The organism is Hylemonella sp. GW821-FHT12C09, from assembly GCF_058807395.1.
This window is the reverse complement of sequence record NZ_JBXAQQ010000006.1, coordinates 63,386-83,887: the sequence shown is the minus strand read 5'-3', so window position 1 is coordinate 83,887 and position 20,502 is coordinate 63,386. Positions and strand designations below refer to the sequence as shown.

18 protein-coding genes are annotated in these 20,502 nt (G+C 64.7%); 7 read left to right on the top strand and 11 right to left on the bottom strand.

Going from position 1 to position 20,502, the window contains the following annotated elements; translation table 11 throughout:
* Positions 1–40 precede the first annotated feature (40 nt).
* Both AC1RRP_RS11400 and AC1RRP_RS11395 read left to right on the top strand, forming a co-directional pair.
* Positions 41–1,516: a M20 family metallopeptidase gene (locus AC1RRP_RS11400; RefSeq protein ID WP_493036221.1), complete on the top strand. Its 1,476-nt coding sequence runs from the start codon at positions 41–43 to the stop codon at positions 1,514–1,516.
* Between the two features lie 9 nt (positions 1,517–1,525).
* Complete coding sequence (locus tag AC1RRP_RS11395; protein WP_493036219.1) at positions 1,526–2,365, top strand: alpha/beta hydrolase; 840 nt, start codon at positions 1,526–1,528, stop codon at positions 2,363–2,365.
* A 6-nt stretch (positions 2,366–2,371) separates the two neighbouring features.
* Here the strand turns inward: AC1RRP_RS11395 and AC1RRP_RS11390 are convergent, their stop codons facing one another.
* Genes AC1RRP_RS11390 through AC1RRP_RS11380 form a run of 3 tightly spaced genes read right to left on the bottom strand, consistent with a single transcriptional unit; the run spans position 2,372 to position 5,366 of the window.
* Positions 2,372–3,544, bottom strand: coding sequence for an MFS transporter (locus AC1RRP_RS11390; RefSeq protein ID WP_493036217.1), 1,173 nt, complete (start codon positions 3,542–3,544; stop codon positions 2,372–2,374).
* On the bottom strand, positions 3,541–4,260 hold the full coding sequence (locus AC1RRP_RS11385) for a 16S rRNA (uracil(1498)-N(3))-methyltransferase (protein WP_493036215.1): 720 nt from the start codon (positions 4,258–4,260) through the stop codon (positions 3,541–3,543). The genes AC1RRP_RS11390 and AC1RRP_RS11385 overlap by 4 nt, the downstream gene beginning before the upstream one ends.
* 11 nt (positions 4,261–4,271) lie before the next feature.
* Positions 4,272–5,366 carry an aminoglycoside phosphotransferase family protein gene (locus tag AC1RRP_RS11380; RefSeq protein WP_493036213.1) on the bottom strand — a complete coding sequence of 365 codons (1,095 nt, stop codon included), beginning with the start codon at positions 5,364–5,366 and terminating at the stop codon, positions 4,272–4,274.
* Positions 5,367–5,432: 66 nt separating this feature from the next.
* Between AC1RRP_RS11380 and AC1RRP_RS11375 the strand changes: the two genes are divergently transcribed.
* The 3 genes from AC1RRP_RS11375 to rsmA all read left to right on the top strand — a co-directional run bounded on the left by AC1RRP_RS11375 (position 5,433) and on the right by rsmA (position 10,005).
* Positions 5,433–7,766, top strand: a complete 2,334-nt coding sequence (locus AC1RRP_RS11375; RefSeq protein WP_493036211.1) for an LPS-assembly protein LptD — start codon at positions 5,433–5,435, stop codon at positions 7,764–7,766.
* 4 nt (positions 7,767–7,770) lie between these two features.
* Positions 7,771–9,147 (top strand): peptidylprolyl isomerase, encoded by a 1,377-nt coding sequence (locus AC1RRP_RS11370; protein WP_493036209.1) that lies wholly within the window; start codon positions 7,771–7,773, stop codon positions 9,145–9,147.
* 99 nt (positions 9,148–9,246) lie between these two features.
* A complete protein-coding gene (gene rsmA, locus AC1RRP_RS11365) occupies positions 9,247–10,005 on the top strand; it encodes a 16S rRNA (adenine(1518)-N(6)/adenine(1519)-N(6))-dimethyltransferase RsmA (protein ID WP_493036625.1) in 759 nt (252 codons plus the stop codon).
* A 61-nt stretch (positions 10,006–10,066) separates the two neighbouring features.
* On the opposite strand, the gene AC1RRP_RS11360 is transcribed toward rsmA, so the two are convergent.
* The 8 genes from AC1RRP_RS11360 to AC1RRP_RS11325 form a co-directional block, all read right to left on the bottom strand.
* On the bottom strand, positions 10,067–10,222 hold the full coding sequence (locus tag AC1RRP_RS11360) for a hypothetical protein (RefSeq protein ID WP_493036207.1): 156 nt from the start codon (positions 10,220–10,222) through the stop codon (positions 10,067–10,069).
* Positions 10,223–10,269: 47 nt separating this feature from the next.
* Positions 10,270–10,671, bottom strand: a complete 402-nt coding sequence (locus tag AC1RRP_RS11355) for a barstar family protein (protein WP_493036205.1) — start codon at positions 10,669–10,671, stop codon at positions 10,270–10,272.
* A 36-nt stretch (positions 10,672–10,707) separates the two neighbouring features.
* Positions 10,708–11,100 carry a guanyl-specific ribonuclease gene (locus AC1RRP_RS11350; RefSeq protein WP_493036203.1) on the bottom strand — a complete coding sequence of 131 codons (393 nt, stop codon included), beginning with the start codon at positions 11,098–11,100 and terminating at the stop codon, positions 10,708–10,710.
* Between the two features lie 162 nt (positions 11,101–11,262).
* Positions 11,263–13,566 carry an NADP-dependent malic enzyme gene (locus AC1RRP_RS11345; protein ID WP_493036201.1) on the bottom strand — a complete coding sequence of 768 codons (2,304 nt, stop codon included), beginning with the start codon at positions 13,564–13,566 and terminating at the stop codon, positions 11,263–11,265.
* Between the two features lie 188 nt (positions 13,567–13,754).
* Positions 13,755–14,006, bottom strand: a complete 252-nt coding sequence (locus tag AC1RRP_RS11340) for a DUF2061 domain-containing protein (protein ID WP_493036199.1) — start codon at positions 14,004–14,006, stop codon at positions 13,755–13,757.
* Between the two features lie 95 nt (positions 14,007–14,101).
* Positions 14,102–14,926, bottom strand: a complete 825-nt coding sequence (locus AC1RRP_RS11335; RefSeq protein WP_493036197.1) for a phosphate/phosphite/phosphonate ABC transporter substrate-binding protein — start codon at positions 14,924–14,926, stop codon at positions 14,102–14,104.
* Positions 14,927–15,133: 207 nt separating this feature from the next.
* Positions 15,134–16,519: an aminopeptidase P N-terminal domain-containing protein gene (locus AC1RRP_RS11330; RefSeq protein ID WP_493036195.1), complete on the bottom strand. Its 1,386-nt coding sequence runs from the start codon at positions 16,517–16,519 to the stop codon at positions 15,134–15,136.
* Positions 16,516–17,250 (bottom strand): nucleotidyltransferase family protein, encoded by a 735-nt coding sequence (locus tag AC1RRP_RS11325; protein ID WP_493036623.1) that lies wholly within the window; start codon positions 17,248–17,250, stop codon positions 16,516–16,518. Before AC1RRP_RS11325 ends, AC1RRP_RS11330 begins: the two co-directional genes overlap by 4 nt.
* Positions 17,251–17,385: 135 nt before the next feature.
* On the opposite strand from AC1RRP_RS11325, the gene tkt reads away from it, so the two are divergent.
* Together tkt and gap are read left to right on the top strand one after the other, a co-directional pair.
* Entirely contained in the window at positions 17,386–19,398 is a 2,013-nt protein-coding gene (gene tkt, locus AC1RRP_RS11320; RefSeq protein WP_493036193.1) for a transketolase, read from the top strand.
* 32 nt (positions 19,399–19,430) lie between these two features.
* The gene (gap, locus tag AC1RRP_RS11315; RefSeq protein WP_493036191.1) at positions 19,431–20,429 is read left to right on the top strand and encodes a type I glyceraldehyde-3-phosphate dehydrogenase; all 999 of its coding nucleotides are present in this window, start codon (positions 19,431–19,433) and stop codon (positions 20,427–20,429) included.
* Positions 20,430–20,502 lie beyond the last annotated feature (73 nt).

Sequence of the window (20,502 nt, the reverse complement as noted above, 5' to 3'; positions counted from 1 at the left end):
AATATACTGGCAGCGGCCCAGCATTTCGAAAAGGATGCGCATGAACACCCGTGCCCCACTCACCGTGCTCGATACCGCCCAGGCGCTGGACGAGATCAGCCGCGCCTGGGACGGCGACATCGTGCGTCAGCTCAGCGACTACATCGCCATTCCGGCCAAGTCGCCCATGTTCGACCCCTTATGGGCCCAGCACGGTTTTATCGACACCGTGGTGCGCAACGCCGCTGCCTGGGTCGAGGCGCAGAAGGTCGAAGGCCTGAAGCTGGAAGTCATCCGCCTGGAAGGCCGTACGCCCGTGCTGTTCTTTGAGGTACCGGCCAGCCGCGGCGAGCGCGAGGCCCCGGTGTCGTCACAGACGGTGCTCATGTATGGCCATCTGGACAAACAACCCGAGTTCAGCGGCTGGCGCAACGATCTGGGGCCCTGGACACCCCAATACCTAGACGGCAAGCTCTACGGCCGAGGCGGCGCCGACGACGGTTACGCTGTCTACGCCAGCATTGCGGCCATCGCTGCACTGAAGAGCCAGAAGCTCGCGCATCCGCGCATCGTCGGCCTGATCGAGACCTGCGAGGAAAGTGGCTCCTATGACCTCTTGCCTTATGTGGACGCCCTGCGCACACGCCTGGGTGACGTGGGCCTGGTCGTCTGCCTGGACTCCGGCGCCGGCAACTACGAGCAGCTCTGGCTGACCACCAGCCTGCGCGGCATGGCCAGCGGCGTGCTCAAGGTGGAAATCCTGACCGAAGGCGTGCACTCGGGCGACGCCAGCGGTGTCGTGCCCTCAAGCTTTCGCATCCTGCGCCAGGTGCTGGACCGGCTGGAGGACAGCAAGACCGGCCGCCTGCTCCCCGCAAGTTTCCATTGCGAAGTGCCCCTGGAGCGCATGGACCAGGCCCGTGCCACGGCCGCCATCCTGGGCGAGGAACTCTACAAACGTTTCCCCTGGGTGCATTACGACTGCGAGGGCGACAGCCGCGTGGCCCTGCCCATGACCACCGATCCCTTGCAGGCCCTGCTCAACCGCACCTGGGTGCCGACGCTCAGCGTGACCGGCGCCGAAGGCCTGCCGGACCTGCAGAACGCCGGCAATGTGCTGCGCCCCCACACCGCCTTCAAGCTCTCGCTGCGCCTGCCGCCCCTGGTGGAGGCGGCTTCGGCGGTGCAGGAGCTCAAGGCCCTGCTGGAAGACAATGCGCCCTACCAGGCGCGTGTGACCTTCGAGGGCCTGAGCTCGGCCACCGGCTGGAACGCGCCGGCGACGGCGCCCTGGTTCGCGCGGGCGCTGGACGAGGCTTCGCGCAACTTCTACGGCGCACCCTGCGGTTACATCGGCCAGGGTGGCACCATCCCGCTCATGAACATGCTGTCGCGCGGTTTTCCGAAGGCCCAGATGATGGTCTGCGGCGTGCTCGGCCCGAAAAGCAACGCCCACGGCCCCAACGAATTCCTCCACGTGCCCTATGCCCGCAAGCTGACGGCGGCAGTGGCGCAGGTCATTTCCCAAATGGCCTGAGGACGACCCATGCCGGAATCCACCCTGACCACCTTTGTCGCAGTGGATGGCGACAACCTCGCCATCCAGGACTGGCCCCTCGACCCCTCCGCACCGCTACGCGGCGTGGTGCTGCTCGTGCATGGCCTGGGCGAGCATGCCGGGCGTTACGACGAACTGGCACAGCGGCTCAACAGCTGGGGTTTCGCCGTGCGTGGTTATGACCAGTACGGCCATGGCGAGTCCGGGGGCGTGCGCGGGGGCCTGCCCTCGGACAAGCGCCTGGTGGAAGACCTGGCGGACGTGCTGAGCAGTACGCGCAAGCGCATGGATGCGGGCACGCCGCTGATACTGCTGGGGCATAGCATGGGCGGCTTGGTCGCGGCCCGCCTGGTGGCCCTGGGCCTGGCACAAGTCGATGGCCTGGTGCTGTCCTCGCCGGCTTTTGACCCCGGGCTCAACGCTTTCCAGCGGCTCCTGCTGGCCGTGCTGCCGGCCATTGCGCCGAATCTGCGCGTCCGCAATGGCCTTGATCCGAAATGGATCTCGCATGATCCGGAGGTGGTGCAGGCCTATCAGCATGACAAGCTGATCCACGACCGCATTTCCGGGCGTCTGGCGCGTTTCATCGCCGATGGCGGCGCGGCGACGCTGAGAGCAGCACCGCAATGGCAGGTGCCCACGCTGCTGCTTTATGCGGGAACGGACAAGCTGGTCAGCCCGCGCGGCAGCGCGGCCTTTGCCCAGGCCGCGCCGGCCCGCGTGGTGACGGCCCACTGCTTTGAGGGCCTGTACCACGAGATCTTCAATGAGCTGGAGCGCGAGCCGGTCTATGCCCGCTTGCAGCAGTGGCTGGACCGCTGGTTCTGAAGTCGCTCAGGCCGGTGGGGCCGCCTGGCGGCGCAGCGCCAGCCACAGCAGTGCCAGGCCGGTCAACGCGACCGGCACCAGCGAACCGATGTTGAGCCACTGCCAGCCCTGCGTGGTGACCAGTGCGCCGGAGGCAAACGAGGTCAGGGCCATGACGGCGAACACGCAGAAGTTGATGGCGGCCTGGGCGCGGTCCTTTTCCTGGGGGCGGTAAGCCTGCAGCGCCAGCGTGGTGCTGCCCGTGAACAGGAAGTTCCAGCCCACACCGAGCAGGAACAGCGCGATCAGGAACTGGTGCAGGTCCACGCCTGTGAGCGCGATCCCGATGCAAAGGAAGTTGAGCAGCACGCCCACGCCCATGATGGCCAATGTGCCGAAGCGCTTGATCAGATGGCCGGTGAAAAACCCCGGGGCGAACATGCCGATCACGTGCCATTCCAGCACCAGGGCCATGTCGTCGAAGGGATAACCGCAGACCTGCATGGCCAGCGGGGTGGCCGCCATGAGCAGGTTCATCACGCCATAGCCCAGCGCCGCACCGACGATGGCCACCAAAAACAGAGGCTGGCGTACGATCTCCCAGATCGGCCGGCCGCTGGACGCGCCAGGCGCCGCGCGCGGCATGGCCGGAAACCGCACCAAGGTCATGAGGCCCATGCCGAGTACGGCGACGAACGCCAGCGCCAGATAGGCCCCGGCAAAAGGCGTGGCCAGCAGGCCCTTGGTGTGCTTGGCCAGGTTCGGGCCGACGATGGCACCGATCAGGCCGCCGGCCAGCACAAGCGATACCGCTTTTTCACGGTAGTCAGGGGCCGCCAGCTCGGCGGCGGCAAAGCGGTAGAGCTGGCCGTTGGCGCTGTAATAACCGGCCACCACGGTGGCCGCGACCAGCAGCCAGAAGTTGTGGGTCCAGGCGGCATAGGCGCACAGCAAGGCCGACAGCAACGCCACCCCCAGGCCGATCTGGAAGGAGACCTGGCGGCCGTAGCGCGCCTGGGAGCGCGCCACCAGACCCGTGCTCAGGGCGCCACCGACCACATAACCCATGACCGGCAGCGTGGCCATCCAGCCCAGCGGGGCCAGGCTCAGCCCGACCAGGCCATTGATGGCGATGAAGACGACGTTGTTGGTGAGGAACAGGCCTTGGCAGATGGCCAGCAGCAGCAGAGGGCGATTCATGTGCCCAGTGTAAGGGCGGCGAGGGCTGCCAGCGGGGCGGTTTCGGCGCGCAGCGTGCGGGCCCCCAGGCTGACCGGCACAAAACCCTGGCTGCGTGCGGCCTGTTCTTCGGGCGCACTGAGGCCACCCTCAGGGCCGGAGAGGAAAAGGACCGGCCCGTTGTCCAGCGTGGCCATATGCCTTGCCAGCGGCCGGCTGTCGGGCTGCAGGGACAGCAGCAGGCGGTGGCCAGCAGGCGCTGCCGGCAGCCAGGCCGGCAACGCCTGGATGGCATGCACGGCTGGCACGCGGTTGCGGCCGCTCTGCTCGCAGGCGGCAATCGCTACGGCTTGCCAGTGGGCGCGTTTCTTGTCGGCGCGCTCACCAGCCAGGCGCAGCACGCTGCGTTCGGCCAGCAGCGGCTGCAGGCTGGTCACCCCCAGCTCGGTGGCCTTCTCGACCAGCCAGTCCATGCGTTCGTTGGCGGGCATGCCCAGGGCCAGGTGCACTTCGCGCGTGGCTTCCCGCTCGATCGTGGCGTGCGAGACGATCTCCACCAGCACGTCGCTGCGGCCCATGCGGGTGACGCGGGCCTCGCTTTCGCCGCCTTCGCCATTGAACAGGGTGAGGGTCTGGCCCGGTTGCAGGCGCAGGACCTGCACATGGCGTGCGGCGTTGTCGGGCAGCTCCAGCGTGGCGCCGACAGGCAGCGGCGTGGGACAGTGAAATCGGGGCATGAGAACCGCCTTCAGACGCGGCCGAAGGCGTAACCGCCGGCGTCGCTGATGCCTTCGACCTCATCCACCAGGCGCAGCAGGGGCTTGAGTTCGATGTAGCGCGAGCAGGTGGCGCGGATATAGGCGATGAAACGCGGTGCGTCGGCCAGGTACTGCGGCTTGCCGTCGCGCAGGGTCAGGCGCGCAAAGATGCCGGCCACCTTGAGATGGCGCTGCAGGCCCATCCATTCGACCCCGCGGTAGAACTCGCCGAAATCGTCGCCCACGGGCAGACCGGCAGCGCGCGCCTTTTGCCAGTAACGGATGGTCACGTCGAGCACGAAGTCCTCTTCCCAGCTCAGGAAGGCGTCGCGCATGAGGCTGGCGATGTCGTAGGTGACGGGACCATGCACGGCGTCCTGGAAGTCCAGCACCCCGAGTCGCGGTTCGGCCGCATCGCCGGGGATCATCAGGTTGCGCGGCATGAAGTCGCGGTGTACATAGACACTCGGCCAGGCCAGGTTGCGCTCGATGATCAGGCTGAACATCCGGTCCAGCGTCTCGCGTAGCTTGCCCTCGACCGCCACGCCGCGATGGCGGCCCAGGTACCACTCGGGGAAAAGCTCGAGTTCGCGCCGCAGCAGTGCCGCATCGTAGGGAGGCAGCACGTCGGGCCGCGAGGCTTTTTGCCAGTCGATCAGCGCATCGACAGCGCGCAGGTACAGGGGCAGGTTGGCGGCGGCATGGTCCTTGTCGAGCACCTGCATCATGGTCTGGTGGCCCAGATCGGGCAGCAGCATGAACCCCTGCGGCTCGTCCCAGGCCAGGATCTGCGGTACGTTCAGGCCGGCCTGCGCCATGAGACTGGCAACCTGCACGAAGGGGCGGCAGTTCTCCTTGTCCGGCGGGGCATCCATGATGATGCGGCTGCCCTGTGCACTGTCGATGCGCAGATAGCGCCGGAAACTGGCGTCGGCCGAGGCCGGGCGCAGGCTGGAGACCTGGAGGCGCTGCGGGCCGACCAGTCCGGACAGCCAGCGATCGAACGCTGCGGCGCGTTCGGGGCTGGACCAGGAGACGGCGGGTGTGGCGCTGCCTGTGGCAGCGGTGGGAATAGGTAGGCTCATGGATAATCCATTCTACAAACCCTGCTTCATCCGGGCCCTTCCGTTTTGTCCATCCATTTGCGTCCCGTGTTGAAACCACTGGCACTGCTGGCCTGTGTGCTGTGGCAGGGCAGCTGGGCGCACGCCCAGCAGCTGCCTGCCGCTCAGGACTCATTGCGCTTGCGCATGAGTCCGCGACTTGAGGACCGCATCGGGCAGGCGCAGCGCAATGCTGCGCCTACCTTCCTGTCCAGTCAGCGCCTTTCGACGCAAACCGACAGCGAAATGTCACTGGAGGGCCAGGTCGTGCTGCGCCGGAGCGATCTGGTGATCCGCGCGGACCACCTCGACTATGACCAGGCCCGCGACCTGGCGCGGGCGCGGGGCCATGTCCGTATCAACCAGGCCGGGAATACCTTTGAGGGCCCGGCGCTGGAGCTCAAGGTGGACGCGTTCGAGGGCTATTTCGAGCGGCCGACCTATCAGCTGCTGGCCAACGATGCCCACGGTGAGGCTGAACGCATCGATTTTCTCGATGACAAGCGCGCCGTGGTGCGAAATGCCACCTTCACGACCTGCCAGCGTCAGCCCGGGCCGGACTGGATGCCCGACTGGATCTTGCGCGCTGCCACGCTGCGCTTCGACAGCGAGGAAGAGACCGCACAGGCGGAAGACGCCACGCTGACGTTCCAGGACGTGCGCCTGGTCGGCGTGTCTTCCGTGAGTTTCCCCCTGACCGACAAGCGCAAGTCGGGCGTACTGGCGCCCACCTTCGGCGTGGACAGCATCAGCGGCACCGAAGTGACCATACCTTATTACTGGAACATCGCGCCCAACCGGGATGCGACGTTCTATCCGACGGTCATGAGCAAGCGGGGCATCAATTACGGCGGCGAGTTTCGTTATCTGGAGCAGGCGTACCAGGGCCGGCTGCGGGCTGACTACATGCCCGGCGATTTGCTGCGTGAGCGCGATCGCTGGGGCGGCTCCTACCAACATACTGGAGTGATCGACACCGGCACCAGCGTGGGTGGCCTGGGTCTTAACCTGAACCTCAACCGGGTCAGTGACGACGATTACTGGCGGGATTTTCCGCGCGCAACAACGTCCCTGACTTCGCGCCTGTTGGCCAATGACGCCTCGCTGAACTGGAATAAAAGTTTCTACTCGGCCTCGCTGCGTACGCTCAGGTGGCAGACCCTGCAGGACCCGCTGGCACCGATCACGCCGCCGTATGACCGCCTGCCGCAGATCGTGGCACGCTATCTGCAACCCGACGCCGGGGGGTTCGATGTCGGCCTGGAGGCCGACTACACCGACTTCCAGGCCGACCGCCGGCTGACCGGCCAGCCCAACACGCAGCGCAGCGTGATGCGCGGCCAGTTGAGTTATCCCGTCCTGGGAGCCGCCGGTTTCTTCGTGCCCAAGGCCCAGCTTCATTCGGCCACCTATAACTTCGACGCTCCGCTGGCGAATGGCCAGTGGCAGGCGACACGCACTGTGCCGACCTACAGCCTGGACGGTGGCCTGGTCTTCGAGCGTGATGCCAGCTACCAGGACCGGCGCTTTCGCCAGACCCTGGAGCCGCGCCTGTTCTATGTCAACACGCCCTATGTTGAACAAAACCACCTGCCCAACTACGACTCGGGCGCGACCGACTTCAACTTCGCGAGTATCTATGCGGAAAACGCCTTTGTCGGCAACGACCGCATTGCCGACAACGATCTGCTGACGGCCGGTCTGTCCAGCCGGCTGCTCGACGCAGACAACGGCGCCGAGATCGCGCGCGTGGGCATTGCGCAGCGCTTCCGTATGGCCGACCAGCGGGTGACCCTGCCTGGCGGCACCCCGGCGGCCAAGGGCATCAGCGATATCCTGCTGGGCGCCGGCTTGCTGGTCGACCCCCGCTGGTACCTGGACAGCACGGTGCAGTACAACCCGACGACTGAAAAATCGGTCCGCTCCACGGTCTCGGCCCGCTACAACCCGGGGCATTACCGCGTGCTCAACCTGGCCTACCGCTTCCAGCGCGACCTCAGCGAACTGGTGGACATCGGCTGGCAATGGCCGATCAACGACCTGTGGGGGGACCGCGGGCAGGACCTGGGTGCAGGCCGTGGCCAAGGCGCAGGCCGCTGGTACAGCGTCGGACGCCTGAACTACAGTCTGCAGGACAGCAAGCTGGTCGATTCGATCATCGGATTTGAGTACGATGCGGGATGCTGGCTGGGGCGTGTTGTGCTGGAGCGCCTGCAGACGGGCCTGGTTTCGAGCAACCAGCGCCTCATGTTCCAGCTCGAATTCGTCGGTTTCTCGCGGCTGGGCATCGACCCCCTGCAGACGCTCAAGAACAATATCCCGCGCTACCAGTACCTGCGTGAGCAGGTCACCGCGCCCAGCCGATTCAGCAATTACGATTGATCCCATGACGCGCTTCCGATCTCCGGTCCTGATCCTGGTGGCCATGACCTGCCTGCCTGCCTGGTCCCAGGGCCTGCGCCCCCCGGGTGCTCCGGCCACTTCATCCGTCCTCGTGCCTCCGGCGGCAACGGTGCAGGTGCCAGGCACACGCGCCGCCGACTTCATCGTCGCCGTGGTGAATGCCGAACCCATCACCAATCTGCAAGTCAGCGCCGAGGTCGAACGGATTCGGCGGCAACTGACGGCACAACGTCAGCCACTGCCAGAGACAAGAGAGTTGGCGAGCCGGGTGCTGGATCAGCTGATCAGCGAGCGGATCCAGCTGCAACTGGCGCGCGAACAGGGCATCAGGATTGACGAGCCGTCCATCGACCAGGCCGAGCAGTCCGTGGCCAGCCAGAACCAGATGACCGTCGAGCAGCTTCGGCGCCAGCTGGAACGCGAGGGCACGGATCCCCGGCGCCTGCGCGAACAACTGCGCGACCAGCTCCTGCTGACCCGTCTGCGCGAGCGGGAAGTCGACCCGCGGGTGCGCGTCAGCGATACCGAGGTCGAGCAATACCTGACCGAACAACAGGAACGCGCCAACGATCCCGCCAGCCAGCAGATCAGCATGGCCCATCTGCTGGTGGCCATCCCCGAGGGTGCTGGCGAGCAGCAGCTGGTCGAACTGGAGGCCAAGGCGCAACGAGCTTTGCAGCGCGCCCGTGCTGGCGAGGATTTTGCGACGCTGGCTCGGGAATTCTCCGATGCGGCCGACCGCAGCAATGGTGGCCAACTGGGCTTGCGCACGGGCGACCGCTACCCGCCGCTGTTTCTGGAAGCCACGCGCATGCTGGCGCCCGGCGACGTGACCGGGCCGGTGCGCTCGGGGGCAGGTTTCCACATCATCAAGCTACTGGAGCGTCGCGTGCCTGGCCTGCCGCCGACCACCGTGACGCAAAGCCGCGCACGCCACATCCTGCTGGTGCCCAGCACCCAGCTCGGCGAGGCCCAGGCCCGCGACAAACTCAACGACTTCCGACGACGCATCGTGGCTGGCGAAACCGATTTCGCGACGCTGGCGCGCCAGAATTCGCAGGACGGCAGCGCCGCCCAGGGCGGCGACCTGGGCTGGGCCAGCCCCGGCATGTTCGTTCCCGAGTTCGAGCGTGTCATGGACCAGCTGGCACCGGGCCAGATCAGCCAGCCCCTGATCTCGCGCTTCGGCGTGCACCTGATCCAGCTGATGGAGCGCCGCAATGCCGCCTTGAGTGCACGCGAGCAGCGTGAAATGGTGCGCAATATGTTGCGCGAGAAGAAATACGGCGAGGTTTACGAGAACTGGGCGCGAGACGTGCGTGCGCGTGCCTACGTGGAGTTGCGCGAAGCGCCGCAATGAAATGTTGACCCCCACGCTTGTCACTTTGTGTACTGCGCTGCCCCCCGAGGGGGCCCTCGCGCCTTGGGGCGGCCCGGCGGCGCTCGATGTCTCATGGCGATGAGGCACATCCCGCGCAAACGTTTCGGCCAGCACTTCCTGGCGGACGACGGCATCATCGACGGCATCGTGCGGGCCATCGATCCCCGCGCCGGGCAGGTGATGGTCGAGATCGGCCCGGGCCTGGCGGCCTTGACCCAGCCGCTGGTGGAGCGACTGGGCCGGCTGATTGTCATCGAACTGGACCGTGACCTGGCGGCGCGCTTGCGTACCCACGCCCAACTCGACGTTGTCGAGTCCGACGTTCTGAAGGTGGATTTCACGCTGCTGGCCCAGGCGCAGAAGGCGCCCAAGCTGCGCGTGGTGGGCAATTTGCCCTACAACATCTCCACACCCATCCTCTTTCATCTGCTCGAGCATGTGGCCGTGGTCGAAGACCAGCATTTCATGCTGCAAAAGGAAGTTATCGACCGTATGGTGGCAGCGCCATCGACATCTGACTATGGCCGTCTCAGCGTCATGCTGCAGTGGCGTTACGCCATGGAAAACGTGCTGTTCGTGCCGCCCGAGAGCTTCGACCCGCCGCCGCGCGTGGACAGCGCCGTGGTCCGCATGGTGCCGCACGCCCTGCCCGCGTCACTGGATGTGAAGCGGCTCGGCGAGATCGTGCAGGTCGCCTTCAGCCAGCGGCGCAAGCTGCTGCGCCACACCCTGGGGCGCTGGCTGGAGGAAAAAGGGCTGTCCGGCGACTTCGATCTGCAACGCCGTGCCGAGGAGGTGCCTGTCGCGGAGTATGTGGCGTTGGCGCAGCGCAGTTGAGCTGGTCGCGCAAAGAAAAAGGCCCGTCGCAGACGGGCCTTTTTTACTGGGGTGAGCCGGATCAGGCGGCAGCGAGCCAATAACCTGCGTTGAAGGGGCTGCTCATGCGCAGCGCCAGCGGCGACACGTCGAGCAGCTTGTCGGTCGGCATCTTCTCGCCGCCTTCTTCGTTCAACTCGATCCCCGCCGGGGCGGCTTCGCTTGCGACGCCTTCCACCTTAGCCTCGTTCGCCCGTTCTGCTTGGCTGGTTTGTGCAGAACGGGCTACAGAAAAGAATAGAAGCACCGGAATGGAACCTTGCGGTCATTCCAGTAGTCCGCGGCGTCCCGGAAGATGTCGAGCAGCTGCTCGCGCGCTTCCTTGTCGAACTTGGCATTGGCCGGGATGTGCTCGAGCACGGCAATGAAGCCCGGCTGAGGCCCCGACTTGTGCAGCGGGTCCGTCAGGCAGTCATACAAGGCATCGAAGTTCTTGCCCACATTGGCCGGCAGCATGAACTGCTGCGCGATCAGGTCCAGAACATCCTGCTTGGATTGGGCCTGGGCCAGGTTGGCATACAGGAAGTGATGCCCCAGGCCCTGGGCAGCCTCCTGCAGATCCGATACCCGGAAGGCACGGATCGACTGAACGATATTGGTTCTTACAGTACGAAGTGGTGTATCCATCCCCGCGTCACTTTCTTGGCTAAAACACGATTCGATTCAGGGCACGATCTTGCGAAAACTCGCATAGTGATCGGCCGTGTAGTAACAGACTTCCGGCGCCGTCGTCGGGCCGCCACACACAATCCGGCGTGTGCCCCGATTGCGTGCACCAGGTGTGGGCACGGTGTATTCACGGTAGTAGCCGCGCTTCTGGGCCGGGAGCAAACGCTCGCGGTTACCAAATACCGTGCCATCCTTCTCGTACGCAAACGGGCCGCCCTGGAAAATCTGGCGATAGGTTTGCGTCCCCTGGCTTGGCAGTTCCGCCACCGACATCGTCATGGGCGCGTCCGCAGGTGCCGGGCCTCGGGCCCTAACGCCAGTGGACACACAGGCTAGCGCTAGCAAAAAGCCAGTAAGTACCAACTTGATGCCGGAGCTAGCTGCCATGAGTCGAGTTTGTTATTGCTCTCCGGGTAAACCCGGAAGATTCAAGCCCGAGAGTGTCGCCGATCTGGTCCAAAAAAGCAAGGGCTTGCCTAATTCTTAGGCAAGCCCTTGCTTTTTGATGGGATAGGATGTGAGCGTCTACTATCCCATATTGTCCACGGACTAGCGGATATTGGCATCCGCCACGGTAAGGGCGGTCATATTGACGATCCGGCGCACCGTCGTGCTGGCGGTCAGGATGTTGACCGGCTTGGCTTCGCCCAGCAGTACCGGGCCAATGGCGATGTTGCCGCCAGCGGCCGTCTTCAGCAGGTTGTAAGCGATGTTGGCGGCGTCGAGGTTGGGCATGACCAGCAGGTTGGCCGAGCCGCTCAAGGTGCTGCTGGGCATCAGCACGGCGCGGGCGGCGGCGTCCAGCGCCACATCGCCATGCATCTCGCCGTCGACTTCCAGCCAGGGTGCCTGCTGGCGCAGCAGTTCCAGGGTCTGGCGCATCTTGAGGGCGCTAGGCTGGCTGCTGCTGCCGAAGTTGGAATGGCTCAGCAGGGCGGCCTTGGGTTGCAGGCCGAAACGCTTCATTTCTTCGGCGGCCATGATGGTGATCTCGGCCAGCTGCTCGGCGGTCGGGTCGTAGTTCACATGGGTGTCGACGACGAAGAGCTGGCGGTCCGGCAACAGCAGACCGTTCATGCAGGCATAGGTGTTCACACCCGGGCGCTTGCCGATGACCTGGTCGATGTACTGCAGGTGCATGGCGTTGGTGCCCCAGGTGCCGCAGATCAGGCCGTCCACGTAACCCTTGTGCAGCATCATGGCGCCGATCAGGGTCAGGCGCCGGCGCATCTCGATCTTGGCGATCGGCGCCGTCACGCCCTTGCGTTCGGTCATGCGGTGGTAGGTCTGCCAGAAATCGCGATAACGCTCGTCGTGTTCGACGTTGACCACGTCATAGTCCTGGCCCTCTTTCAGGCGCAGACCGAATTTCTCGACACGCTGGGCGATGATGGCCGGGCGGCCGATCAGGGTCGGGCGGGCGATGCCCTCGTCGACCACGATCTGGGCGGCACGCAAGATGCGTTCTTCTTCACCCTCGGCGTAGGCCACGCGCTTCTTGGCGGCCTTCTTGGCAGCCATGAAGATGGGCTTCATGGTGGTGCCCGAGGCGTAGACGAAAGCCTGCAGGCGCTCGCGATAGGCCTCCATGTCGGTGATGGGGTTGCGCGCCACGCCGCTGTCCATGGCCGCCTGGGCCACGGCCGGCGCGATCATGATCATCAGGCGCGGGTCGAAGGGCTTGGGGATCAGATAGTCCGGGCCGAAGGACAGCTGCTCGCCAGCGTAGGCCGCGGCCACCACCTCGCTCTGCTCGGCCTGGGCCAGCTCAGCCATGGCGCGCACGGCGGCAATTTCCATCTCGTCCGTGATGGTGGAGGCACGAGCATCCAGTGCCCCGCGGAAGATGTAGGGGAAACACAGGACGTTGTTGATCTGGTTCGGGTAGTCCGTGCGACCCGTGGCCATGATGACGTCGTCGCGCGCAGCCTTGGCTTCTGCGGGATCGATTTCCGGATTCGGATTGGCCAGTGCAAAGATGATGGGCTTGGCCGCCATCTTCTTGACCATGTCGGCCTTGAGCACGCCGCCGGCGGACAGGCCCAGGAAGATGTCGGCGCCAGCGATGACGTCAGCCAGCTTGCGGGCGTCGGTCTTCTGCGCGAACTGGCGCTTGTCGTCGTCCATCAGTTCGGTACGGCCTTCGTAGACCACACCGGCCAGGTCGGTGACCCAGATGTTCTTGCGCGGCATGCCCATCTTGAGCAGCAGGCCCAGGCAGGCCAGCGCGGCAGCACCGGCGCCCGAGGTGACGAGCTTGACCTCTTTGATGTCCTTGCCGGCGACTTTCATGCCGTTGAGCAGGCCCGCTGCCACCGTGATGGCGGTGCCGTGCTGGTCGTCGTGGAAGACCGGGATCTTCATCCGCTCGCGCAGTTTGCGCTCGACGTAGAAACAGTCCGGCGCCTTGATGTCTTCCAGGTTGATGCCGCCAAAGGTGGGTTCCAGCGCGGCGATGATGTCGACCAGCTTGTCGAGGTCGGTCTTTTCGTCGATCTCGATGTCGAAGACGTCGATACCGGCGAACTTCTTGAAGAGGACGCCTTTGCCTTCCATCACCGGCTTGGAGGCCAGCGGGCCGATGTCGCCCAGGCCCAGCACGGCTGTGCCATTGGTGATCACGCCCACCAGATTCCCGCGACTCGTGTACTTGTAGGCCGCGGCCGGATCCTTGACGATTTCCTCGCACGGCGCAGCGACCCCGGGGGTGTAGGCCAAGGCCAGGTCGTGCTGGTTTACGAGCTGCTTGGTGGCGGCGATGGAAATCTTGCCGGGGGTGGGGAACTCGTGGTATTCGAGGGCGGCGCGACGCAGTTGTTCGCGTTTGTCGTTGGACGACGGTGTGCTGGACATCAATCAACTCCTGCTGCAGGCCTGATTTGTGATGGGGCCGAGCAGCGCGGTCATTCGCGTTGCCCGTCCCAACGGTCTGCTTCTGTGGGGAAACGGATTGTAGACCTCGGAGGCCACGGTTTCGCTCACGGCTGTAGAGCAAAGGGCCTCGGTTTCTACTTACACCCGAGAACGGCGGGCCCCGGTCCTTATTGGTAAAGGGTGGATTTCGCGGTGATCGTGGGGCCCATGGCGCTCGGGCGAGTCCTGCGCTCCCAGGCTTTCTCGTGCAGGAAGAAGGCCACGGCCTGGACCGTGGGCTCCAGCAGGCTCAGCGTGAATGCGATGAACAGATCGCCAGTCACCGCATAGGTCACGGCGGCAGCCACCGTGATGTGCACCAGGTAATAACTCGCAGTCTTCTCGAGCGTGCGTAGATTGGTGCGGGCGAAATTGGCCATGACAGCATCTCCGAAAACAAATGGATCAGATGTGATGGTAGTTTTTATCTATCCGCCAGCCCAATTGCTTTTGCCAAAGATCGACATAGGCCTGCCTACTTCTCGAGCCAGTCGAGCAGGCCCTTCATTCGCTCTTCCGCACCCGTATCGAAGGCCGCGATACCGATGCGCTGCAGGATCTCGGTGCCTCCAGGCTTGTCCGGCAAAGAGGCGAGCGCCATCTGGATCGCCTTGATCTGCTCGGTCTTGAACTTGGCATGCGCCACCAGCGGGAAATAGGGTTGGGCCACGCTGCGGTGCAAGACGCGAAAGCCGTCCTTGTCCAGCTGTTTCGCCGGACCCGAGTAGGAGGCGATGGCGCCAACGTCTGCAAACTGGTTATCCAGATAGAAGGTGACGGCGGCCTGCTCGCGGACGTACTGTACGTTCTCCTTGCTCAGAACGATGCCTTGATCACGCAAGGCGGCACGACAGAAGCGCGACATATACGACACCTGTTCCGGCATGACGAAGCGCTTGCCGCGGGCATCCGCCAGGGTCTTGAGCGGTGAGCTCTTGGGCACGACGATGAGGCATTGCCCGTCGGGCTGTGCGCTGGCCAGATAGTGGTAACCGTTGTCCCGCATGCCGCGGGCTGGGTAGTCGCTAGGGCGGGCCATGACGAAGTCGAAGTTACCGTCCTTCATGCCGTTTTCCAGCGTCGCGAATTCGCGTGCGAACACAACACTCACTTTGGTTCGCAGAACGCCGCCGATCACATTCGCCACGTCCTGGTACTTGGCAATGACGCGGCCATGGTCCAGTCCACCGGAGGTGCCTTCACTGACCGCCAGCACCAACTGGGACTGTGCGTGGCAGGGCTGAAGAAAAGTCAGCAGGAAGGCCGCGCTCAGGCCCCCCAGCAAGGAGAAATAGCGCATATTCAATTCCCAACGTTCTGACCCGACGGATAGCAATCTATTTCACATAACTATATACAAAAGTAATCTCCAACAAACATATGGTGCGCTGAAGGACCCAGTGGGGAACGAACCTATGCAAATGCGTGCAAAAGGCACTTCTGCCAATGACCCCGTGCAACGAGCTGGCGCACGGTGGTTATCCGCAGGGCGCGTTGCGTGGCCGCTTCAGATCCGCATCAGCGCTTCGATTTCGTCGGCGTGGACAGGTACGTCGCGTGAGATGAGTTCACAGCCATCGGCTGTCACAAAGGCATCGTCTTCGATGCGGATGCCGATGTTCCAGTACTCGCGCGGCACGTCCTCGGCCGGGCGAACGTAGAGCCCAGGCTCGATGGTCAGGCACATGCCAGGCCGCAGGATGCGGCTGGGCCGGTCCTTGATGATTTCGCCTGAGAGCGGGTCTTTGCGTTCGCTGGTCTGGCCCAGTTCGCTGGCCTCCACATAACTGCCGCAGTCATGCACATCCATGCCCAGCCAATGGCCGGTGCGGTGCATGTAGTAGCGGAAGTAGGCGCGGCTGGCAATCACATCGTCTACCGTGCCGACCTTGTGGCGGTCCAGCAGGCCCAGGTCCAGCAGGCCTTGGGACAGTACACGCACCGTAGCCTCGTGCGGCTCCACAAAACGCGCTCCAGCATGCGTGGCCTCGACGGCGGCGTCCTGTGCGGCGAGAACCAGCTCGTAGAGCGCGCGCTGTGGCCCCGTGAACTTGCCATTGGCCGGGAAGGTGCGCGTGATGTCGCTGGCATAGCCGTCGAGCTCGCAGCCGGCATCGATGAGCACCAGTTCACCGTCGCGGATGGGCGCGTTGTCGGCGCGGTAGTGCAGCACGCAGGCGTTGGCGCCAGCGGCCACGATGGAGCCGTAGGCGGGATATTGCGAGCCGTGGCGGCGAAATTCGTGCAGCAGTTCGGCATCCAGGTGGTATTCCCTTACGTCCTGGCCCGCGCGCAACATGCGCGCCGACAACTGCATGGCGCGCACATGGGCGCCGGCGCTGATCTGGGCGGCACGCCGCATCAAGGCCTGCTCGTGAGCATCCTTTACCAGCCGCATCTCGTCGAGCGGGGCGCACAGATCGCGTTGTGCCTCGGGGCATAAGGCGCCATAGCGCACGCGCGAGCGCACGGCTTTGAGCCAGCCATCGATGCGACCTTCCAGGCCGAGGTGCGTGGCGAAGGGGTACCAGACGGTGGCCTTGTTCTCCAGCAGCCTGGGCAGGCGCTGTTCCAGCTCGGTCACCGGATAGGCTGTGTCCACACCCAATGCGGTCGGTGCCGCTTCGGGGCCCAGGCGCAGGCCATCCCAGATCTCGCGCTCCAGGTCCTTGGGGTTGCAGAACAGCGTGGTGTGGCCTTCGCTGGTGATGACGAGCCAGGCATTCGGTTCGCCAAAGCCGCTCAGGTAGTGGAAATAGCTGTCGAAACGAAACAGGAACTCACTGTCTCGGTTGCGCAGGTGTTCGGGTGCCGTGGGAATGACAGCGACGGCATCGGGGCCGAGCTGGGCGGCCAGACGGGCGCGGCGCTGTGCGTAAAGGAGGGTGCTCATGACGGGGCGGTTTCGTTGAGTTGCGCCAGACGCTCGGGTGTGCCGACATCGGTCCACGGCCCGGTGTAGAGCTCGGCGCTGATGCGTTGATTGTCCATCGCTTCGCGCAGCATGGGGGCCAGGGGGGCTTTCACGCCCTGCGGGTTGCCGGGTGCAATGTCGCACCAGGGCCGGGCGAAGAATTCCCGCCGGTACAGGCCAATAGTGCTGTAGGTGTACTTCACCGTCGCCTGGTTCAGGGCCAACTGCCTGCCGGAGGCCAGCGGATCGCTGGCCAGGCCGAAATCACCTTGCGGATGGTGCGAGGGGTTGGGCACCAGCCAGAGGTGAGCCAGTTTGTCGCTGCGCGCGAAGCGCTGTACGGCTTGCAAGGAGAACGGGAAGCCGGGGGCGTACACATCGCCAGCCAAAACCCAGAAGATGTCGCCCAGCAGGGGCAGCGCGCGCACGATGCCGCCGGCGGTTTCCAGCGCACCACCGAAATCGAGCCCCTCCCAGGAGTACTCGATTGCCAGAGGCCGGTTCTTGCTGCTGTGCGGCCGCGGTCCGAAATGGGCTGGGATCTGTTCGCCCAACCACGCGGTGTTGATCACGATATCAGTGAAACCGGCATCAGCCAGGGCATCGACATGCCACTGCAGCAGTGGCTTGCCCTGCACTGACAGCAGTGGCTTGGGTGTGGCGTCGGTCAGCGGGCGCATGCGTTCACCCCGCCCCGCCGCCAGCACCATGGTCTTGATGGAAATCGGAACTTGCACATCGCCACTGTAGACCATGGGAAGGCGCAAGGCCTGTTGCCAAGGGGCCCGAAGCGGTCACCGGTAAAATACCGGGTTTCCCCTGACCCCTTCCGGAGCGGCTTCCCCATGGCAAATACCCGACAGATGGCCAACGCGATACGCGCGCTGGCAATGGACGCAGTGCAACAAGCCAATTCCGGACACCCGGGTGCGCCCATGGGCATGGCCGACATGGCCGTGGCACTGTGGGGTGAGCACCTCAAGCACAACCCGACCAACCCGCAGTGGGCCGACCGTGACCGTTTCGTGCTGTCCAACGGCCATGCCTCCATGCTGTTGTACGCCTTGCTGCATCTGACGGGCTACGACCTGCCGCTAAAGGAGCTGAAGAACTTCCGCCAGCTCGGCAGCAAGACCGCGGGCCACCCTGAAACCGGTCACACCCCCGGCGTGGAAACCACGACCGGCCCCCTGGGCCAGGGCGTGACCAACGCCGTGGGCATGGCGCTGGCGGAGAAGCTGCTGGCCAGGGAATTCAACCGGGACGGGCATAGCATCGTTGACCATCACACCTACGTCTTCCTGGGCGACGGCTGCATGATGGAAGGCATCAGCCACGAGGCCGCGGCCCTGGCCGGTGCCTGGAAGCTGAACAAGCTGATCGCCCTGTATGACGACAACGGTATTTCCATCGATGGCCAGGTCACTCCCTGGTACGGCGACAATACCGCCCTGCGCTTCGTGGCCTATGGCTGGAACGTGATCGGCCCGATCAACGGGCATGACGTCGCTGCCGTCTCCGAAGCCATCGCACGTGCCAAGCAGTCCGACAACCAGCCTACGCTGATCATCTGCAAGACGGCCATCGGCCATGGTTCTCCCAACCGCGCCAACACCGCCAAGGCCCATGGCGAGCCGCTGGGTGCCGAGGAGATCGAGCTCACGCGCGAAGCCCTGGGCTGGGCCCACGAACCCTTCGTCATTCCGCAGGACGTGGCCGATGACTGGAACGCCACCGCGCGCGGCCTGGCGGCCCAGGATGCATGGGAACGCAGGTTCGGGGCCTACAAGGCCACGCACCCGGCCCTGGCCGCCGAGTTCGAGCGCCGCATGAAGGGCGAGCTGCCCAAGAACTTTGCCCAGGTGGCCGTGGATGCTGCCGTGGCGGCGCACACCAAGGCCGAGACCGTGGCCAGCCGCAAGGCCAGCCAGATCGCGCTGGAAGCCTTCACGGCCGCGCTACCCGAACTGCTGGGCGGCTCGGCCGACCTGACCGGCTCCAACCTCACCAACACCAGCTCCACGCCGAATCTGCGCTTCGACGCGGACGGCAACGGCAACGGCGGGCGCCACATCAACTACGGCGTGCGCGAGTTCGGCATGGCCGCCATCATGAACGGCATCGGCCTGCACGGGGGCTACATCCCTTACGGCGGCACCTTCCTGACTTTCAGCGATTACTCGCGCAACGCCATCCGCATGGCCGCGCTGATGAAACAGCGTGTGGTGCATGTGTTCACGCACGACTCCATCGGTCTGGGCGAAGACGGCCCCACCCATCAGTCCGTCGAGCACGCGGCCAGCCTGCGCCTGATTCCCAACCTGGACGTCTGGCGCCCCGCCGACACGGCTGAGACCACCGTGGCCTGGGCCGTGGCCCTGCAAAACAGGAGCAAACCCACGGCGCTGCTGCTGAGCCGCCAGAACCTGCCCTACGCACCCAAAAAGGATCTGGGCGACATCAGCCGCGGCGCCTATGTGCTGTCCGAACCGGCCGACCTGGGCCTGAAGCAGAAGGCCCGCGCCGTGATCATCGCCACCGGCTCCGAAGTGCAGCTGGCGCTCAAGGCGCAGGAGCTGCTGGCCGCGAAGAAGATCGCGGTGCGCGTGGTCTCTATGCCCAGCACGACGACCTTCGACCAGCAGAAGCCGGCTTACAAGCAGGCTGTGCTGCCCGCCGGGCTGCCGCGCGTGGCGGTGGAAATGGGTGTGACCGAGGGTTGGTGGAAGTACGGCTGCGCGGCCGTGGTGGGCCTCGACACCTATGGCGAGTCAGCTCCGGCCCCGGTGCTGTTCAAGCACTTCGGCTTCACACCCGAGAATGTTGCCGACACGGTACAAGCCGTCTTGGCGAAATAAATTGTTTTGTTAACTTTCAGAAAGAGCGAATCATGACGATCAAGGTAGGCATCAACGGCTTCGGCCGCATCGGACGCAACGTGCTGCGGTCGGCCGTGGCGAACTTCAAGGACATCGAGATCGTTGCCATCAACGACCTGCTGGAGCCGGACTACCTGGCCTACATGCTCAAGTACGACAGCGTGCACGGCCGCTTCAAGGGCGACGTCAGCGTTGAAGGCGGTGTCCTGATCGTCAACGGCAAGAAGATCCGCCTCACGCAGGAGCGCGACCCCGCCAACCTCAAGTGGGCTGAAGTAGGTGCTGACATCGTCATCGAATCCACCGGCCTCTTCCTGGACAAGGCCGGTGGCGAGAAGCACCTGGCTGCCGGTGCCAGGAAGGTCATCATCTCCGCGCCCTCCAAGGACGACACCCCCATGTTCGTCTTTGGCGTCAACGACAAGACCTACGCCGGCCAGGCCATCATCAGCAACGCCAGCTGCACCACCAACTGCCTGGCCCCCGTGGCCAAGGTCCTCAACGACAAATGGGGCATCAAGCGCGGCCTCATGACCACCGTGCACGCCGCCACCGCCACGCAGAAGACCGTGGACGGCCCCAGCAACAAAGACTGGCGCGGCGGGCGCGGCATCCTGGAAAACATCATCCCCAGCTCCACCGGTGCGGCCAAGGCCGTGGGCGTGGTCATCCCCGAGCTCAACAAGAAGCTCACCGGCATGAGCTTCCGGGTGCCCACCAGCGACGTCTCCGTGGTCGACCTGACCGTCGAGCTGAACAGGGAAGCCGACTACAAGGAGATCTGCGCCGAGATGAAGGCCCAGAGCCAGGGCGCCCTCAAGGGCGTGCTGGGGTACACGGAGGACAAGGTGGTGGCCACCGACTTCCGCGGCGAGACCTGCACTTCGGTCTTTGATGCCGATGCCGGCATCGCCCTGGACAAGACCTTCATCAAGGTCGTGGCCTGGTACGACAACGAGTGGGGCTACTCCAACAAGTGCCTGGAGATGGCGCGCGTGGTGTCCAAGTAAGCACCACCCCTGTCGCCTGCTCGCAGGTGGCCTGGAGAGATCGGCCCATGCCGCAAGGCATGGGCCGTTTTGT

What these genes read in the sequence shown, in the direction of transcription:
- AC1RRP_RS11385 (WP_493036215.1), bottom strand. Translation starts at nt 4,260, where the DNA reads ATGCCCCGATTTCACTGTCCCACGCCGCTGCCTGTCGGCGCCACGCTG.
- AC1RRP_RS11325 (WP_493036623.1), bottom strand. Translation starts at nt 17,250, where the DNA reads ATGGTGCTGGCGGCGGGGCGGGGTGAACGCATGCGCCCGCTGACCGAC.
- AC1RRP_RS11330 (WP_493036195.1), bottom strand. Translation starts at nt 16,519, where the DNA reads ATGAGCACCCTCCTTTACGCACAGCGCCGCGCCCGTCTGGCCGCCCAG.
- AC1RRP_RS11370 (WP_493036209.1), top strand. Translation starts at nt 7,771, where the DNA reads ATGACGCGCTTCCGATCTCCGGTCCTGATCCTGGTGGCCATGACCTGC.
- AC1RRP_RS11345 (WP_493036201.1), bottom strand. Translation starts at nt 13,566, where the DNA reads ATGTCCAGCACACCGTCGTCCAACGACAAACGCGAACAACTGCGTCGC.
- AC1RRP_RS11390 (WP_493036217.1), bottom strand. Translation starts at nt 3,544, where the DNA reads ATGAATCGCCCTCTGCTGCTGCTGGCCATCTGCCAAGGCCTGTTCCTC.
- tkt (WP_493036193.1), top strand. Translation starts at nt 17,386, where the DNA reads ATGGCAAATACCCGACAGATGGCCAACGCGATACGCGCGCTGGCAATG.
- AC1RRP_RS11380 (WP_493036213.1), bottom strand. Translation starts at nt 5,366, where the DNA reads ATGAGCCTACCTATTCCCACCGCTGCCACAGGCAGCGCCACACCCGCC.
- AC1RRP_RS11400 (WP_493036221.1), top strand. Translation starts at nt 41, where the DNA reads ATGAACACCCGTGCCCCACTCACCGTGCTCGATACCGCCCAGGCGCTG.
- AC1RRP_RS11355 (WP_493036205.1), bottom strand. Translation starts at nt 10,671, where the DNA reads ATGGATACACCACTTCGTACTGTAAGAACCAATATCGTTCAGTCGATC.
- AC1RRP_RS11350 (WP_493036203.1), bottom strand. Translation starts at nt 11,100, where the DNA reads ATGGCAGCTAGCTCCGGCATCAAGTTGGTACTTACTGGCTTTTTGCTA.
- AC1RRP_RS11395 (WP_493036219.1), top strand. Translation starts at nt 1,526, where the DNA reads ATGCCGGAATCCACCCTGACCACCTTTGTCGCAGTGGATGGCGACAAC.
- AC1RRP_RS11335 (WP_493036197.1), bottom strand. Translation starts at nt 14,926, where the DNA reads ATGCGCTATTTCTCCTTGCTGGGGGGCCTGAGCGCGGCCTTCCTGCTG.
- AC1RRP_RS11340 (WP_493036199.1), bottom strand. Translation starts at nt 14,006, where the DNA reads ATGGCCAATTTCGCCCGCACCAATCTACGCACGCTCGAGAAGACTGCG.
- gap (WP_493036191.1), top strand. Translation starts at nt 19,431, where the DNA reads ATGACGATCAAGGTAGGCATCAACGGCTTCGGCCGCATCGGACGCAAC.
- rsmA (WP_493036625.1), top strand. Translation starts at nt 9,247, where the DNA reads ATGAGGCACATCCCGCGCAAACGTTTCGGCCAGCACTTCCTGGCGGAC.